This window comes from Halomonas sp. V046, assembly GCF_052645355.1.
On the sequence record NZ_JBQXYF010000001.1, the window covers coordinates 1 to 17,602 of the forward strand.

At 63.5% G+C, this 17,602-nt stretch carries 15 protein-coding genes; 1 reads left to right on the forward strand and 14 read right to left on the reverse strand.

The features are described from left to right. From ACUN9Y_RS00005 to kdgD, 7 genes are all read right to left on the reverse strand, one after another. Nucleotides 1-418, reverse strand: a 418-nt coding sequence (locus ACUN9Y_RS00005; RefSeq protein WP_445458621.1) for an aldehyde dehydrogenase family protein, incomplete at its 3' end; no start/stop codon positions are given. Between the two features lie 154 nt (nt 419-572). Continuing rightward, the gene (locus ACUN9Y_RS00010) at nt 573-1,898 is read right to left on the reverse strand and encodes an enolase C-terminal domain-like protein (RefSeq protein ID WP_445458622.1); all 1,326 of its coding nucleotides are present in this window, start codon (nt 1,896-1,898) and stop codon (nt 573-575) included. A gap of 36 nt (nt 1,899-1,934) precedes the next feature. Beyond that, complete coding sequence (garD, locus tag ACUN9Y_RS00015; protein ID WP_445458623.1) at nt 1,935-3,494, reverse strand: galactarate dehydratase; 1,560 nt, start codon at nt 3,492-3,494, stop codon at nt 1,935-1,937. Beyond that, nucleotides 3,484-5,049, reverse strand: a complete 1,566-nt coding sequence (locus ACUN9Y_RS00020; protein ID WP_445458624.1) for a tripartite tricarboxylate transporter permease — start codon at nt 5,047-5,049, stop codon at nt 3,484-3,486. The genes garD and ACUN9Y_RS00020 overlap by 11 nt, the downstream gene beginning before the upstream one ends. A gap of 12 nt (nt 5,050-5,061) precedes the next feature. Further along, nucleotides 5,062-5,505 (reverse strand): tripartite tricarboxylate transporter TctB family protein, encoded by a 444-nt coding sequence (locus ACUN9Y_RS00025; protein ID WP_445458625.1) that lies wholly within the window; start codon nt 5,503-5,505, stop codon nt 5,062-5,064. Between the two features lie 127 nt (nt 5,506-5,632). Next, the gene (locus tag ACUN9Y_RS00030) at nt 5,633-6,688 is read right to left on the reverse strand and encodes an ABC transporter substrate-binding protein (protein WP_445458626.1); all 1,056 of its coding nucleotides are present in this window, start codon (nt 6,686-6,688) and stop codon (nt 5,633-5,635) included. A gap of 61 nt (nt 6,689-6,749) precedes the next feature. Further along, a complete protein-coding gene (kdgD, locus tag ACUN9Y_RS00035; RefSeq protein ID WP_445458627.1) occupies nt 6,750-7,688 on the reverse strand; it encodes a 5-dehydro-4-deoxyglucarate dehydratase in 939 nt (312 codons plus the stop codon). Nucleotides 7,689-7,947: 259 nt separating this feature from the next. Here kdgD and ACUN9Y_RS00040 point away from each other — a divergent pair, with 259 nt between their 5' ends. Beyond that, nucleotides 7,948-8,907 (forward strand): AEC family transporter, encoded by a 960-nt coding sequence (locus tag ACUN9Y_RS00040; protein ID WP_445458628.1) that lies wholly within the window; start codon nt 7,948-7,950, stop codon nt 8,905-8,907. Nucleotides 8,908-9,138: 231 nt separating this feature from the next. Here the strand turns inward: ACUN9Y_RS00040 and ACUN9Y_RS00045 are convergent, their stop codons facing one another. From ACUN9Y_RS00045 to ACUN9Y_RS00075, 7 genes are all read right to left on the reverse strand, one after another. Next, a complete protein-coding gene (locus tag ACUN9Y_RS00045; protein ID WP_445458629.1) occupies nt 9,139-9,459 on the reverse strand; it encodes an antibiotic biosynthesis monooxygenase family protein in 321 nt (106 codons plus the stop codon). Nucleotides 9,460-9,510: 51 nt separating this feature from the next. Continuing rightward, nucleotides 9,511-9,999, reverse strand: coding sequence for a phosphohistidine phosphatase SixA (gene sixA / locus ACUN9Y_RS00050; RefSeq protein ID WP_445458630.1), 489 nt, complete (start codon nt 9,997-9,999; stop codon nt 9,511-9,513). Further along, nucleotides 9,992-11,059, reverse strand: a complete 1,068-nt coding sequence (locus ACUN9Y_RS00055) for an NAD(P)H-dependent glycerol-3-phosphate dehydrogenase (protein ID WP_445458631.1) — start codon at nt 11,057-11,059, stop codon at nt 9,992-9,994. The genes sixA and ACUN9Y_RS00055 overlap by 8 nt, the downstream gene beginning before the upstream one ends. A gap of 94 nt (nt 11,060-11,153) precedes the next feature. Next, complete coding sequence (locus ACUN9Y_RS00060) at nt 11,154-12,596, reverse strand: NAD(P)(+) transhydrogenase (Re/Si-specific) subunit beta (RefSeq protein ID WP_445458632.1); 1,443 nt, start codon at nt 12,594-12,596, stop codon at nt 11,154-11,156. Nucleotides 12,597-12,612: 16 nt separating this feature from the next. Continuing rightward, nucleotides 12,613-14,184: a Re/Si-specific NAD(P)(+) transhydrogenase subunit alpha gene (locus ACUN9Y_RS00065; RefSeq protein WP_445458633.1), complete on the reverse strand. Its 1,572-nt coding sequence runs from the start codon at nt 14,182-14,184 to the stop codon at nt 12,613-12,615. 436 nt (nt 14,185-14,620) lie between these two features. Next, on the reverse strand, nt 14,621-15,916 hold the full coding sequence (locus ACUN9Y_RS00070) for an adenylosuccinate synthase (RefSeq protein WP_445458634.1): 1,296 nt from the start codon (nt 15,914-15,916) through the stop codon (nt 14,621-14,623). Nucleotides 15,917-16,082: 166 nt separating this feature from the next. Further along, nucleotides 16,083-17,285 (reverse strand): ATP phosphoribosyltransferase regulatory subunit, encoded by a 1,203-nt coding sequence (locus ACUN9Y_RS00075; RefSeq protein ID WP_445458635.1) that lies wholly within the window; start codon nt 17,283-17,285, stop codon nt 16,083-16,085. Nucleotides 17,286-17,602 lie beyond the last annotated feature (317 nt).

The window sequence follows — 17,602 nt, forward strand, 5'->3', positions numbered from 1 at the left end:
CGCGGGGCATCGGCTGGCGCTCCGGCAGGGCCGGGTCGATGCGCACGTCGAGCCATTCACCGGCGCGGACAACGCCGGCGAACAGGCGCAGCTGGCCACAGGTGCGCCCACGCTCGCCTTCCAGGCGTGCCCGGGGCAGACCGGATTCCTGCATGGCACGGGTGATCAGGTCATCGCCGATGGCCTCGATGTTGTCGGCCACGGTCTCGAGAAACCGCGCGCGCTCCTCGAGGCTTGTCTCGCGGTAGCCGTCGAAGGCGGCCCAGGCGAGTTCGCAGGCACGCTCGACCTCGGCCTTGCCGCCGGCAGGATACCCGGGCTCGAGCCGGTCGCCGGTGGACGGATCGATCCCGTGGATGGCGGAACCCTGGGCCAGGACGGCCTGGCTACCGATCAGTTGCTTGCCTTCCAGTGTCATCATGCGTCTCCTTCGAGAATGCGACGCCACCGAACCGGCGGCATCGAACAAAAAACCGTGATGCGTCGCGCCTGACTCCTTGGATGCCTTTACGCTCAAGGGTTCACCCGGTCGGCACATTTTCTCTGCGAATCTTGCGTCAACGCGACGGGCGTCAGCGAACCAGGGCCGGACGCTTGGGATCGAACTCCCAGCCCTTGATCAGGTACTGCATGGCCATGGCGTCATTGCGTTGGGTGACGTCCAGGCCCTTGTACTTGCGATGGGCTTCCATCAGCTTGTCGTCGTCGATTTCCACCCCGAGCCCGGGCGTCGTGGGCACCGTCAGCTTGCCGCCCCGGATCTGAAATGGCGCCTTGGTGATGCGCTGGCCGTCCTGCCAGATCCAGTGCGTGTCGATGGCGGTGATCTCCCCCGGGCAGGCCGCGGCGACGTGGGTCATCATGGCCAGCGAGACATCGAAGTGATTGTTGCTGTGGGACCCCCAGGTCATGCCCCACTCATTGCACAGCTCGCCCACCGCGACGGCGCCCTGCATGGTCCAGAAATGACAATCGGCCAGCGGGATATCCACGGCATCGAGTGCAACGGCGAGCTTCAGCTGCTTGTAATCGGTGGCGATCATGTTGGTCGCCGTGGCGAGCCCCGTGCGCTTCTTGAACTCGGCCATGGTCTCACGACCGGAGTAACCGCCCTCCTGACCGCAGGGGTCTTCAGCGTAGCTCAACAGGCCCTTGATCGGCTCCAGCACCCTGACCGCTTCCTCCAGGCCCCAAGCACCGTTGGGGTCCAGCGTCAGCCGGGCCTCGGGGAACGCCTCGTGGAGCGCACGAATACAGTCAGCCTCCTCCTCACCCCGCAGCACACCGCCCTTGAGCTTGAAGTCCTTGAAGCCGTAGCGCTCATAGGCGGCCTTGGCCAGATTGGCTACGGCGTCAGGCGTCATCGCCTCGCGATAGCGCACCTCGTCCCAGGCATCGACCGGATCGCTCGCTCGCGGATAAGGGAGATCGGTCTTGTCCGGGTCGCCGAGCAAGAACAGGTAGCCAAGCGCTTCGACCTCATCGCGCTGGCGACCGTACTGGCCGAGGAGATCGGCCACCGGCATGCCAAGGGCCTGGCCGAAGAGATCGAACAGGGCCGACTCGATGGCGGTGACAACGTGCACCGCAACGCGCAGGTCAAAGGTCTGACGACCGCGCTCCTCCGGACCGTTACGCGACAGCACCTGGCGGGCCTGGCTCAATACCTTCTTGACCTCATGGACCCTTGCACCCTCGATCAGCGAGCGGCACTGCTCTAGCCCCTTGAGAATGCCTTCGCTGGAGGGGATTTCGCCGACGCCGCGGTTACCGGATTCGTCTTCCAGTACCAGCACACAGCGAATGAACCAGGGCGCGTGACCGCCACTTAAATTGAGCAGAAAGCCGTCTTCGCCGGCGACCGGTACGATGTTCATCTTGGTGATTCTGGGAAACATGCCATTGGCCTCGTGAAAAGTGTCGTATCGCCGAGCTCAGGTGACCGGCGCCGGATTGAAAAGGACCAGATCGTTGTAGAGGCCAAGGCGCTCCGCCGCGACTCGCTCGCGGCCGCTGGCGACCTCCAGGATCAGATGAAACAGCTCCCACCCCACGTCTTCGATGCTGGCCTCGCCGGTGGCAATGCGTCCGGCGTCCAGGTCGATCAGATCGAACCAGCGCCGTCCGAGGGTCGAATTGCTCGAGACCTTGATCACCGGGGCCATGGACAGGTTGTAAGGCGTGCCGCGACCGGTGGTGAAGACCTGCAGATTCATGCCGGCGGCAAGCTGCAGGGTGCCGCAGATGAAGTCACTGGCCGGCGTGGCGGCGAAGGTCAGGCCGCGCTTGCGCAGTCGCTCGCCAGGGCCGATGACGTCGACAATCGGCGAGTTACCGGACTTGATCACCGACCCCAGCGCCTTCTCGACCACATTGCTCAGGCCGCCCTTCTTGTTGCCGGGTGACGGATTGGCGCTGCGGTCGGCCTGGCCCTGGGCCAGATAGTCGTCGTACCAGGCCATCTGGTCGATCAAGGCCTGGCCGACCTCGCGATCCACCGCCCTCGGCGTCAACAGATGGATGGCATCGCGAACCTCGGTGACCTCGGAAAACATCACGCTCCCCCCGGCCCTGACGATCAGGTCCGTGGCAAAGCCCACCGCGGGGTTGGCGGTCACCCCAGAGAAGGCGTCGCTGCCGCCGCACTGCATGCCGACAACCAGCTCGGCGACCGGGCAGGTTTCGCGCCGGCGCCGGTCAAGCCGCGCCAGGTGGCGCTCCGCCATGGCCAGAATGCCATCGACCATGTCGCCGAACCCTTCGAAGCTCTCATCCTGAAGGCTGAGCACGTTGGCGTCGGGGTCGGCGGCCTCGGTGTTTTCGTAGATTTTGACCGGACGATCATCGATCAGCGTCGATGGCTGAAGCTTCTCGCAGCCGAGCCCGATCACCATCACTTCATTGCCGAAGTTGGGATTCAGGGCGATGTTCTTCAGGGTACGAATCGGTACCACCGCGGCGGGTGCATTGATCGCCACCCCGCAGCCATAGGAATGGTTGAGGCCGACCACATCATCGACGTGGGGGAAGCGCGGCAGCAGTTCACGCTTGATCCGCTGAACCACGTAGTCGACGGTGCCGGCCACGCACTGAACGCTGGTGGTGATACCGAGCACGTTCTTGGTCCCGACGCTGCCATCGGGGTTGCGAAACCCTTCGAAGGTGTAGCCTTCCAGAGGCTCGATATCGGCCACCCCACGGGTGGCCAACGGCAGTTCACCGAGGGCCGGGGCGATCGGCAGGCGCACATTGGTTTCGTTCACATGCCCGCCGCAGGCAATCGCCGCCACGGCCGTGCCGATCACCTCGCCGTAGCGAATCACGCGGTCACCTTCGTCCAGGTCGGTCAGTGCGACCTTATGGCCCTGGGGAATCGCCATCCTGGTGGTGACGTTGCCGTCGATCGCAACGCCTTCGGCGAGTCCGCCGTGCTGGACCACGATGGCGACATTGTCGCTGGGGTGTACGCGAATCACGCGAGCATTAGCCGTCATGGGTGTCGTGACCTTTTCCTGTAGCGGTTTGCGTGCTGCCGGTGACCTGGGTCAGCTCCATCTTCTGTTTGGCGCGGGACTTGAGACCCACCACGATCGAGAACGCCACCGAGGCCGCGATCAGTCCCCAGAGCACCATCGCAATCGGGCTCTTGGTGAAGAAAATCGAGTAGGTACCGAAGGATTCCAGGCTCTTGACGAAGTAGACCTCCGCCGAGCCGCCGAGGATGAAGCCGATGATCAGCGGCGCCACTTCGAGCCCGATCTTCTGGATGACATAGCCCAGCACACCGAAGATCAGCAGGGTCCAGACGTCGAACATGATGCCGTAGTTGATCGCGTAGGCGCCGACAACACACATCATCACGATGATCGGGAAGAGAATGTATTTCGGTACCAATACGACCTTGGCGATGTGCTTGATGGCGTAGAACATCAAGAAGAACATCACGACGTTGGCCACCACCAGCGCGGTCATCATGACGTACCAGGTCTCGGGGTTTTCCGGGATAAACAGTGGCCCCACCTGGATGCCTTGCAGGGTGAAGGCACCGATCAGCACGGCGGTGGTCGAGTCGCCGGGAATGCCGAGGGACAGCAGCGGAATCAGGGCGCCACCGGTCAAGGCGTTGTTGGCCGACTCCGAGGCGATCAAGCCCTGGGGCGCGCCTTTGCCCATCTCGCTTGAATCCCGCGACAGGTTCTTTTCCTGGGTATAGGCCAGCACCGAGGCGGCGCTACCCCCGACGCCCGGCAACATGCCGACGAAGGTGCCGATGAATGAGGAACGCAGCAGGTTGGTCAACCGCCCCTTGAAGATGCCAAGGGAGAAACCGCCCTCCTTGCCGATCTTGATCTTCTGCCCGGAAAGACCGCTCTTCACCCCCTGTTCTGCCTCGAGCAGGATGGTCGAGATGCCAAAGATGCCGATCAACACCGGCAGCAGCGAGAAGCCCTCGAACAGGTACGGCTCCATAAAATCGAACATCAAGCGGCTCTTGCCGTTGCCGCCATCGGACAGACTATAAGTGCCGATCAGGCTCAGCCAGATGCCGATCACGCCGCTGAAGATACCCACCAGCATATTGTTGGACATGGACGCGATGACCGTCAGCGCCAGCAAGATGATCAGAAACTTCTCGACGTAGGAGAACTTGATGGAAAACTCGGCCAGCATCGGTGCGAACAGAAACAGCACCAGGGCACTGATCAGCCCCCCGACCAGAGAGGCCACCACGCAGGTTTTCAGCGCCCGCTCCCCTTCGCCCCGCTGGGCCATCGGGTAGCCATCGAAGGTGGTGGTGATGGACGACGGGGTACCGGGAATATTGAGCAGCACAGCGGGCACCATGCCGCCGGAAATCCCCCCGACATAGAGGCCAAGCAGCAACGCCAGGCCATGGTTGAGGCCAAGGGCGTAGGTCAACGGCAAGCACACGGCCACGGCCATGGTGGCGGTCATGCCGGGAATGGCGCCGAAGATGATCCCGACCAGCGCACCGAGGGAGGCCAGCAGGAAGAAGGTGATATCGAGTAACGACAGGATGTCGAGCATGACGTGGCTCCGCTACGGCAGGGTGATGTAGAACAGCTTGGCCAGGATCACCCAGGCCAGAGTGGGGGCCACCACCGCATTGATGGCGGCGGTGATGACCTTGCGCCGGGTTCGGGTATGCATATAGGCAAGGGACATCAGAAACAGGAACACCATGGAGACAAACAGGAACCCATAGCCGGTGTAGGGAAACAGGTCGCCGACGACGGTCATCAAGTAGAAGTAGGCCGCGATCAGCGCCAGAGTGCCGAAGAAACGCCACCCATCCATGGACTCGCCGATGATCGGAAGACACTTCTCACCACGTCTTACGGCGGCGAAGAAAGGCACCACACGCAGCACCAGAACCAGGGCAAACAGAATCGCGAGAACCCAATGAATGATGGTGGGGAAGAACAAATGAGAGGTCTCGAAATCAATCGAGACGGACAGTGGAGAAGTTGGTCCAGATTCCATAGCGGCTCCGATGAAGGCTTTCGTTCAATGCGAGCCTTTCTTTAGCGTAGTGATGCGGGGACACAAGTCGGCGCCATTGCCGTGCAATGACGCCGCCTATGGACAGGCGCAGTGGTGCCGGTCCGCCTTACTGCTGAAGGTCGGTGATAATGCCTTCGTAACGCTCGGCCTTGTCACGCAGGTGGGCTTCGGCCTCGTCGGAGGGCATGAAGTCCGGAATGAAGAACGAGGTCTTCTGGGCTTCCTGAATCTCACCCTCGGCGTAGATCTCTTCTAGCGTTGCATCGATCTGTTCGACGATGGCGGGATCCATGTCCTTGTTGTAGAGGAAGAAGAACTCCTTATCGAAGGCGAAGTTCTCGCCCTCACCCATGGTCACCTCGACGTTGGGCTCGACGAACTCGAGCAGCGCCTCGCGATCGGTCTGGCCAAGACCAGCCTCGTTGGCCTGCTGAAGCGTCTCGTGGCGGGCGGTCAGCCAGACGAAACGCATGGCCTTCTGGTCGTCTTCCGGCAGGCGGGTGTACTGCTCGTTGGCCTGCACCGAACCATTGATCAGATCCGCCTGATCATCGAACAACAGCTGGTTCTTGTCCGCCTGGGAGCCGGTATTGACCGCCACCAGGTTGTCTTCCATCCCTGGGTGTTCGATGCGAATGGCATTCTTCAGCGCCGTATAGCCGATTTCCGACACCCCGCCTGGCTGGATCGCGACCCGCACGGTCTCGCCACCGCCGACGGCTTCGATGATGGCATCGAGCGTCTGGTAGGGAGAGTCCTTGGGCACCAGATAGGCGTTGCCGGGATTGATGGCGATGGTCGGACCGATGATGTAGTTCTCGAACGGATCCTTGTATCCCTCGACCCCGTAGAGATTCCCCAGAAACGACTGGTCGTGGAAAATCATCAGGGTGTTGCCCCGGGGGTCGCGATCCAACGCCCGGTAGGCGGCGCTGACGCCGACCGCATCGACCTTCATGTTGAGATCGAGCTTCTCGGCCAGGGCGTCGACGACGATGCTGGAGTTCTGGTAGGTATCACCGCCGGTGGAGCTCGACCCGATGACCACGCGGACATTGCCGCGTAGCGGACCGTCCGCGGCCATTGCCACGCCGCTGCCGATGGCCAGGGAAGCCATGACGACGGAAGCGCCGAGCCCAAGGGAGAATTTGGACATGTTCATGAGATCACCTCGTTGCGTCTCTTGTTGTTGGCTTGTCATGCTCGGGGGGAGCGACTCGCGACTAGAACGTCTTGGCGCGCTCGATGATCGCTTCCAGTTGCTGGCGCTCTTCAGGCGTGGGCATCTCGAGCGGCGCTCGCACATCACCGGATGGGCGACCGACGATGGCGGTACCGGCCTTGATCAGGCTGACCGCGTAACCGGCCTTGTGGTCACGCAGGGCGACGAAGGGCAGGAAGAAGTCGCGGGAAATGCGACGCACGGTCTCGCTGTCGCCGGCACGCAGGGCCTTGTAGAAGGTCACCGCCATGTCCGGCACGAAGTTGAAGACCGCGCTCGAATAGGTGTTCACCCCCACGGCCAGATAGGCCTCGGCGATGACTTCGGCGGTCGGCACGCCGCCGACGTAGGCCAGGCGATCGCCCACGGACTTGATGATCCGGTTGAGCGCCTGCATGTCGCCCTTGCCGTCCTTGAGTCCAACGAGGTTGGGGCAAGCATCGGCCAGGCGCTGCACGGAGGCGGCGTTCATCACACCGTTGCCGCGGTTGTAATAGATCACGCTGATCGAGGTGGAGTCACAGATCTGGCGGGCATAATCGACCAGTCCATCCTGGGGGCACTCGGTCAGGTACGGCGGCATCAGCAGGATGCCGTCGGCCCCCTCCTCCTCGGCGATCTTCGCGAACTCGGCGCCGGTGGCGACGCTCAGGCCGGCGCTGGCGATCACCGGCAGCTTGCCGTTGACGGTCTTCACCGCCAGACGAACGATCTGACGAAACTCCTCGAGAGACAGGCTGAAGAACTCCCCGGTACCACCGGCCACGAACACCGCGGAGATTTCATGGCTGACAAACCACGCCAGACGATCGCGATAACTGTCGGCGTCGAATCGCCCCTGGGCGTCGAAATCGGTAACCGGGAAGGACAGCAGGCCGTCACTGATCGCGTCTTTGACTTGTTGGTGGGAAAAGCTCACTAGGGCATCCTCAATCGTCATGGGCATATCGGAGAGCGGCGCCACGAATGCTGGCTTTGGCACCACCGCAACGTCATACATCATACAAACTATGAACTACAAACTAGCCGTCCGCCTCCTGACTGGCAAGAGTCACTGTGGTAGATTTAGACCAAAGTTCAACCACGAACCGCGAGACTCGCTATCGAGGCCAAGGCGCCCGACCGCGGGGCTGCGTGTCATTGCCTGATGCCTTGGCGCCGTTGCCCCAGGGCCCGCCTAGTCACTCCCAGGACGCAGCATGTCACTGATCGACATCTTTCTCGCCACCCTCGACGTCACCCTCCCCGTCTTCGCCATGGTGTTCATCGGCATCGGCCTGAAGCGTCTGGGCTGGATCGACCAGAGCTTCGTCAACACGGCATCGCGGCTGGTGTTTCGTGGCACCCTGCCGACCCTGATCTTCCTCAGCATCATCGGCGCCGATCTTGGCACCACCTTCAATCCATGGCTGCTCGGCTTCTTCGCCCTCGCCACCCTGGCAAGCTTTCTCGCCAGCTGGGGTTGGGCGATCCTGCGCGTCGGGCGCCCGCGCCGAGGCGTCTATGTTCAGGGCGCCTTTCGCGGCAACTGCGGTATCGTCGGCCTGGCCCTGGCGGCCGGCATGTACGGTGACGCAGGCGTCTCGACCGGGGGGTTGCTGCTGGGAGTGGTCATCCTGACCTACAACGTGTTCTCGGTGATCGCCCTCGCCGCCTACCAGCCCACCGACGGCGCCACCAAGGGACCGGACTGGGCCGGCATCTTCCGTCATATCCTGAAAAACCCGCTGATTCTTTCCGTGTTCGCCGCCTTGCCGGTGGCGCTTCTCGACCTTGATCTGCCCGGCTGGCTCGATACCTCGGGCCACTATTTCGCCTCGCTGACCCTGCCCCTGGCACTGATCTGCATCGGCGCAACGCTTTCCACCCGGGCGTTGCGCCAGAGCTATCGCACCGCGCTGAGCGCCAGCATCGCCAAGATGGTCGTGTTACCGCTGGCCGCTACCACCGCGGCCTGGCTCGCCGGCTTCGAGGGCCGCGAGCTCGGCGTGCTGTTTCTGTTCTTTGCCAGTCCGACAGCCGCCGCGGCCTTCGTCATGGCCAAGGCCATGGGCAGCGACGAAACCCTGACCGCCAATATCATCGCCCTGACCACCCTGATGGCGAGCATCACGGTCACCGCCGGCGTCTTCATTCTGCGCGTGGCGGGGCTGATCTAGGACGCTCTCGCCCCTGCCCCCCGTGCGCTATCGCGACCGAGACATGGCCGTCGCATGACCGTGACATGACCTGGCCCGCATGGCGCGGGGGTCTGTTCTGCCGCAGACAGGGTCTGAGACAGGGTCTGAGACAGGGTCTGAGACAGGGTCTGGGCGAGCATTGCGCTGGCCCTGTCAGCGGACATCCAGGCGCCCCATGGCGTTGGCAGGTAGTGGCAATCCCCGCGCGAATCAGCCCTGGCCCCGGGCCTCGGTACCCTCGACGATCTCGAACTGCTCGATGCCGCCGCCCTCGGCGGTGGCCTCAGGCGGCAACGGATTGGCATGGGCGCGCTTGAAGTCATCGCTACCGACCCAGCCGCGAAAGGCCGCCTGGCTTTGCCATTCGGTCTCCACCACGTAGGGCGCCTGATTGCCCATCGGGCGCAGCACGCGCATGGCGACAAACCCCGGCTGCTTGTCGATCTGTCCGGCCCGGGCGCGGAAGCGGGCCTCGAACTCGTCCTCGAAGCCCGGGTTCACGTAGATGCGGTTGTTGACGATAAAGCCCATGGCGATGTCCTTTTGATGATTGGCAGGAGCTCGAGTGCTCCAATGCGGGCCTCAGGCCAGCGACGACGGTGTGGTCATGCCGTTGAGCCGTGCGCACCCTGCCGCCCGGACCTCGGCCGACAGCTCGGCGATGGCCGCCGTGGCAAAGCCAACGCCGGCATCGCTTCGCCCCTCCACCAGCAGCCCGGTCAGCGCCGCCACCAGCGGCATATGGCTGACCAGCATCATCGGCCGATCGTCCGCTTCGCCGAGCAGCCAGTCGACCACCGCTTCGGGCGGGTCGTCCGGCGTGATCAGTGCCAGGGTGTCGATATCCACCGTCGTCGGGAGCGCCTCGGCCACCAGCGCCGCGGTCTGCTGGGCCCTGGCGTAGGGGCTCGCCACCAGACGCAGCCTGGCAAGCTCAAGGTCGGATCGCGAAGCCAGCCAGCGGCCCATCGCACGGGCCTCCGCCTCGCCCCGCTCGCTGAGCCTGCGGTCGGGGTCCGGGTAGCCGTGGACGGCCTGCCCGTGGCGCATGATCAAAAGGGGTTCAGCCACCTTTAGCCTCCGTATCGCGTTGGTCCTGCTTGACGTCTTCGCGGGGCAAGACGAACTCGACGTCGCTACTCTGCTCGTTTTGCATCAAGAGTTTGGCCATGTCTCGGGCCGGTACGCCACGAAACAGCACCTGGAACAGGCCCTCAGCCAGCGGCATGTAGACGCCGTCTTCGCGCGCCTTGGCGCGCACCAGCTTGACCGTATTGACGCCTTCGGCGACCTGGCCCAGGGCGTCCACGGCCTCCTTGAGACTCTTGCCCTCGCCGAGGGCCTGCCCCACGCGATAGTTGCGCGACAGCTGGGAGGAGCAGGTGACGATAAGATCGCCGACCCCGGCCAAACCAAGGAAGGTCATCGGGTTGGCCCCCCGGGCCACCGCGAAGCGACTCATCTCGGCCAGCGCCCGCGTCATCAGCATACTGCGCGTATTTTCGCCCATGCCGAGTGCCGCGGCCATGCCGGCGGCGATGGCATAGATATTCTTGAGTGCCCCACCAAGCTCCACGCCATAGCGGTCGTTGCTGGCGTACACGCGAAAGTAATCGCACCCCAATGCCGCCTGCACGCGGGAGCGGGTATCGGCATCCGTGCTCGCGATCACCGTGGCGGTAAGCTGCTTGTCGGCCACCTCACCGGCAAGGTTCGGCCCCGACAGCACGCCGACGTGGGAGAAGCCGGTCTCATCCTCGAGGATCTGGCTCATCAGCTTGAAGCCCTCTTCCTCGATGCCCTTGGTGGTGCTGACCAATACCTGATCGGCCGTCAGCCACGGCCGCGCCTGGCGCACCACATCGGCGAAGGCCTTGGAGGGAATGGCCACCAGCACCAGGGTGGCGCCGGTCAGCACCCAGTCGAGCCGATTGGAGGCGGTCACCGCGGGGTTGATGGCATAGTCAGGCAGATAGCGCGGGTTGCGATGATCGCGATTGATGCTCTCCACCAGGTCCTCGTCACGCATCCACTGGCGCACCTCGTACCCGTTGTCCGCAGCGATGCTGGCCAGCGCCGTGCCGAAGCTACCGCCGCCCAGTACCGCCACCGTCATACGCTCGTCGATCATGGTCGCCCCGATAGGAAGAAGTGTTGGTCTTGGATTGTAACGAAAAACGCCCCTCGAAAGGGGCGTTGGCAGCATCAGTGCGTGTTACCTGCGATCAATCGATCATCGGCAGCAGGCTGTCGATGGTCGAGCGGGCATCGCCATAGAACATCCGCGTGTTGTCCTTGAAGAACAGCGGATTCTCGATGCCGGAGTAGCCTGTCCCCTGGCCACGCTTGCACACGAACACCTGCTTGGCCTCCCACACCTTCAGCACCGGCATGCCGGCGATCGGGCTGTTGGGGTCTTCCTGGGCCGCCGGGTTCACGATGTCGTTGGAGCCGATCACGATGACCACGTCGGTGGAGGGGAAGTCGTCGTTGATCTCGTCCATCTCCAGCACGATGTCGTAAGGCACCTTGGCCTCGGCCAGCAGCACGTTCATGTGGCCCGGCAGACGTCCGGCGACCGGGTGAATACCGAAGCGCACTTCCTTGCCGGCGGCGCGCAGCTTGCGGACCAGCTCGCTGACCGCGTTCTGGGCCTGGGCCACCGCCATGCCATAGCCCGGCACGATGATCACGCTATCGGCGTCGTTCAGGGCGCTGGAGACACCGCCTACGTCGATGGCGACCTGCTCGCCCTCGATTTCCGCCGCCGGCCCCTTGGTGCCACCGAAGCCACCGAGGATGACATTGACGAACTTGCGGTTCATCGCCCGGCACATGATGTACGAGAGGATGGCACCGGAGGAGCCAACCAGGGCGCCGGTCACGATCAGCAGATCATTGGACAGCGTGAAGCCGATGGCGGCAGCGGCCCACCCCGAGTAGCTGTTGAGCATCGACACCACCACCGGCATGTCGGCGCCGCCGATGCCCATGATCAGGTGCCAGCCGATGAAGAACGCCAGTACGGCGATCAGCAGCAGCGTCCAGAAGCCGGCGCCATTGAGGTAAGCGATGGCCAACACCAGGGTCAGCAGTGCGGCCCCGGCGTTGAGCCAGTGCCCGCCCGGGAACTGCTTGGGCTTGCCGTCGAGCTTGCCCGACAGCTTGCCGAAGGCGATCACCGAGCCGGTGAAGGTCACCGCACCGATGAACACGCCGAGCACCACTTCGACCTGAAGAAACGTCAGCTCGGCCGGCGTCTTGTGGGCCAGGGTCGCGGCGAAGGCCGACAGCCCTTCCAGCGACTCGCCGGCAGCACGCATGGCCGCCACACGGGCACGCTCAAGCTCGGCATTCCAACCGACGAACACCGCCGCCAGGCCGACGAAGGAGTGCAGCGCCGCGACCAGCTGCGGCATCTGGGTCATCTCGACCTTCTTCGCCACGTAGGCACCGATGCCGGCACCGATGGCCATCAGCGGAATCATCAGCCAATAGTTGCCGATACCCGGGCCGAACATGATGAACAGCACCGCCAGCGCCATGCCGGCGATTCCGTACCACACGGCACGCTTGGCCTTTTCCTGGTTGCTCAGCCCCCCCAGGGAGAGGATGAACAGCACACTCGCCGCGATCGCCGCGGCGGTTACGAATTGTTGTCCTAGCATTTCGTCTCTCCGCGGTTCAGGACTTCTGGAACATGGCCAGCATCCGGCGTGTCACCAGGAAGCCACCCACGACATTGATGGACGCAATCAGCACCGAAAGCCCGGCGAGTAATGCGACCAACCAGTTACCCGAACCGACCTGGAGGACGGCACCGAGGATGATGATGCCGGAAATGGCATTGGTGACCGCCATCAGCGGCGTGTGCAGCGAGTGACTGACGTTCCAGATCACCTGGAAGCCAATGAAGCACGCCAGCACGAAGACGATGAAGTGCTGCATGAAGGACGCCGGAGCGACCATGCCGAGCAGCAGCATCACGACACCCCCGGCCGCCAGCATGCCGACCTGGCTCTTGGTCTGGGCAACGAAGGCGGCATGTTCAGCGGCCTTTCTCTCCTCGGGCGTCGGCTCCTTCTCCTTGGGTTTGGGCTTCGCCGCGGCGATGGCCTTGACCTTGGGCGGAGGCGGCGGAAAGGTGATGTCGCCCTGGTGGGTCACGGTGGAACCGCGAATCACATCGTCTTCCATGTTGTGATCGATCTTGCCGTCTTTCTCGGGGGTCAGATCGGTCAGCATGTGACGGATGTTGGTGGCGTAGAGCAGCGACGACTGGGTCGCCATGCGCGACGGGAAGTCGGTGTAACCGACAATCACCACGCCGTTATCGCTGACGACGCGCTCGTTGGGCACGGTCAGGTCGCAGTTCCCGCCCTTCTCGGCGGCCAGGTCGATTACCACCGAGCCCGGCTTCATGGCCGCGACCATGTCCTCGAGCCACAGCTTGGGCGACGGACGTCCCGGAATCAGCGCGGTGGTGATGACGATGTCGACTTCCGGCGCCTGGGCGCGGAACAGCTCGAGCTGCTTTTCGCGAAACTCGGGGCTCGAGGGCGCGGCATAGCCGCCTGTCTCGGCGCCGTCCTGACTATCCTCGAAGTCGAGAAACAGGAACTCGGCACCCATCGACTCGATCTGCTCGGCCACCTCTGGGCGCACGTCGAACGCACGCACCACGGCGCCTAGGCTAGTCGCGGTGCCGATGGCGGCCAGACCAGCAACGCCCGCACCGACCACCAGCACCTTGGCCGGCGGCACCTTGCCCGCGGCGGTGACCTGCCCGGTAAAGAAGCGGCCAAACTGGTTGCCGGCCTCGATGACCGCACGGTAGCCCGCGATGTTGGCGGTGGACGACAGCGCGTCCATCTTCTGGGCACGGGAAATCCGCGGCACCATGTCCATGGCGATGACGGATGCGCCCTTGGCCTTGCAGCGCTCGAGCATGTCCTCGTTCTGCGCAGGCCAGAAGAAGCTGATCAGGGTCTGGCCCTCGCGCAGGCGGTCGGCCTCCTGCTCGCTTGGCTCGCGGACCTTGATCACCACGTCGGCGTCGGTGAACACGGCATCGGCGTCCGCTACCACGGTAACGCCCGCCGCTTCATAGGCCTGATCGGTAAACCCGGCTCGCTCACCGGCGCCGGTCTCGATCAGACACTCATGGCCCAACTTCTGAATGTGTCCGGCACTCTCGGGAGTCAAGGCGACGCGCGCCTCTCCCTCGAACCGTTCCCTTGGTGCTCCAATTTTCACTATGGATCTCCCATATGGCCAACGTTAATGCGATTGCTTGTTATGTTTTCTTATTGTCATTGCTACCAGTGTTACCTTTTGCGGGGTATCTGCACAAGAGGTAAGCACGAGTTTTTGGTGCACCGCAGCGTAGCGGCAAACGCCTGAATCCATTAAGAGATTGCTGACAATCACAGGGTGTAACCTTATGCCTTAACGAGCCTGGCACCCGCCCTTGAGGCGTTCGTGGCGTGATCACACCATCGAAGATTAGGCAAAGCGCCACGCCGGCGCCCCATGTCTCGGCGCTGGCAGGGAAAAATGAGCAAAACAGTGTCTCGTGATGCTTTTGACCAAACAGGAAAAAGCCGGCATGAATGCCGGCCTTTGCAGGGTACGAGCAGCGCTCTTCTCGACGGCGGATGTCGCGCTTCGACATCCGCCGTCGGGCCTTGATTCAGTCGCCGAAGGGATTGCGCAGCACGATCGTCTCGTTACGGTCGGGGCCGGTCGAGATGATGTCGATCGGGGTGCCGACCTGCTCTTCGAGGAAGCTGATATAGGCGCGGGCATTGGCCGGCAGTCCGTCGACCTGCTTGACGCCGAGGGTCGATTCGCTCCAACCCGGCAGGTCCTGATAGAGCGGTTCAACGGCCTCGTAACCTTCCGAGTCGACCGGCGTATCGAGTACCTCACCGTCCTTGCTGCGATAGCCGACACAGACGCGGATGTTCTCTAGACCATCGAGCACATCGAGCTTGGTCAGGCAGATGCCGGACACCGAGTTGATCTGCACCGCGTGGCGCAGGGCCACGGCATCAAACCAGCCACAACGACGGGCACGCCCGGTGGTGGCACCGAACTCATGGCCCTTCTCGGCCAGATGACGGCCATGCTCATCGAACAGCTCCGTCGGGAACGGACCGGAACCGACACGAGTGGTGTAGGCCTTGGTGATGCCAAGCACGTAGTCCAGATACAGCGGACCCACGCCGGAGCCGGTTGCGGTGCCGCCGGCGGTGGTGTTGGAGCTGGTCACGAACGGATAGGTACCGTGGTCGATATCCAGCAGCGAGCCCTGGGCGCCCTCGAACAGGATGTTCTCGCCGTTCTTGCGCAGGTCATGGACCAGCCCCACGGTGTCGGCGACCATCGGCCGCAGCTCTTCGGCCATCTGCATGGCGCCGTCGAGCACCTCCTGAAAATCGACAGCCGGCTCGCCGTGGTACTGGGTCAGCACGAAGTTGTGATAGTCCAGCACCTCGCCGAGCTTGGACGCAAACCGCTCGCGATGGAGCATGTCGCCCAGACGCAGGCCACGACGCGCGACCTTGTCCTCGTAGGCCGGGCCGATGCCGCGACCGGTGGTACCGATCTTGGCGACACCACGGGCCTTCTCGCGGGCCTGGTCCAGGCGGACATGGTAATCGAGGATCAGCGGGCAGGCTGGCGACAGACGCAGGCGCTGACGCACCGGCACGCCCTTGCCTTCGAGCTCGCGAATTTCCTTGATCAGCGCTTCCGGCGACAGCACCACGCCGTTACCGATGACGCAGGTCTTGTCGTCACGCAGCACGCCGGAAGGAATCAGGTGCAGGACGGTCTTTTCACCGTCGATGACCAGGGTGTGGCCGGCGTTGTGCCCGCCCTGGAAACGCACCACCGCGGAAGCGGACTCGGTGAGCAGATCGACGACCTTGCCCTTGCCCTCATCGCCCCATTGGGTACCCAGTACGACTACGTTCTTGCCCATTGCTTTCTCGTCTCTCGTTGTTGCGCCGTGGCGCCCCTGAAGTGATTGCGCCACGGCGCCCCATCAGATACCGACGCCAGACTCAGGCGCCCCGAGCATCGACGGCGATTGAGCCGCCCATGCGCTTGAATGTCAGTTGTCTCTTCGCGGAACGGTGTTTCGAGTGTCAGGCCGACCGCGAGGCTGTGTCCAGTGTCTCGAGGGTCCAACCGCCATCCCCGTGCACCAGGCGTTCGCAGCAGCGATGGGCCTCGGCGTCGGTGCGTTGGCCCGGAAGCGCCTGAACCACACGACGGCCCTCGACCCGCAGTGCCTGGATGGCCTCCTGCAGCCCCTCGTTGCCGTCGTTTACCGGCGCCCAGATCCCGTCGACGGAAGGCTCTCTTGGCGCCAGCGTGGCCAGCAGCTTGAGGTCCATGGAAAACCCGGTGGCCGGCCGAGCGCGACCGAAGGCGCGACCGGTATCGTCGTAGCGGCCACCCTTGGCCAAGGCCTGACCATAGCCCGGCACAAAGGCCGCGAACATCATGCCGGTGTGGTACTGATACCCACGCAGTTCGGCAAGATCGAAGTAGCAGGCGACATGCGGGTGCTCTGCCGTGACACCGCGATGCAGCTCGCACAGCTTGTCGAGTGCGTCATTGACCGCTTGGGGGGCCTCGCTGAAGGCTTCCCGAGCCGCCTCGAGCACGTCGGGCCCGCCGTGTAGCTCACCGAGGGCACGGAACATGCCGGCCAGGGTCGGATCGGATACCGAACGTTCCACTTCGGCATCGAGTTGACCCGGCGACTTCAGTGCCAAGGCGGCCGACATCGCCTGCTGGGCATCGCGATCGAGTCCCGCGGCCTGAATCAGGCTGCGATAGATCTCGACATGGCCAAGCGCCAGGTGAATCTCGTCGGCACCTGCCGCGCCGAGACTCGCCAGGGCCAGACGCAGGATCTCGAGATCCGCGGCCAGGCTCGCGTGGCCAAACAGCTCCACCCCGACCTGAACCGGACTGCGGCCGCCCTGGTGCTGATCGGCCTTGGCCCGCAGCACGTTGGTGCAATAGCACAGCCGTACCGGCCCCTCACGCTTGAGCGAATGCGCGTCCATGCGAGCCACCTGCGGGGTGACATCGGCACTGACGCCCATCATGCGTCCGCTGAGCTGGTCGGTAAGCTTGAAGGTCTGCAGGTCCAGGTCGGTACCGGTGCCCGTCAGCAAGGAGTCGAGAAACTCCACCGGCGGCGGCATTACCTGGTCGTACCCCCAGACGTGAAAGAGATCGAGCAGCGCCCGGCGCAGCTCTTCCATGCGACTGGCCTGAGGCGGTAGCACCTCATCCATGCCGTCCGGCAAGAGCCAGCGATCAGCGATGGTCATGTCGGTCATCCTGCTTGAACAGTGGGCCTGGTCCACACGCGCACGCGAAGCCTCGCGCACTGAGGAGTCCCTGTCGGGAGATCCGGCGTGCAGGCGATGAGCGGAAGTATTCGGCCACAAAAAAACCGGGCCACGCCCGGTTGACGGATTCTATCACGTTTAGCGCCGGGATGAACCCCACGAAAGAGCACAATGCAGCTTCACGAGTGGCGTTACCCGGCAAAAGGCCCCAGAGCAAGCTCTGAGGCCCTTTGTTGGCGCTCCTTGAGCCCTGTCAGGCCTTGAGGCAGACCAGCCTCTCAGCCTTCCAAGCCCTT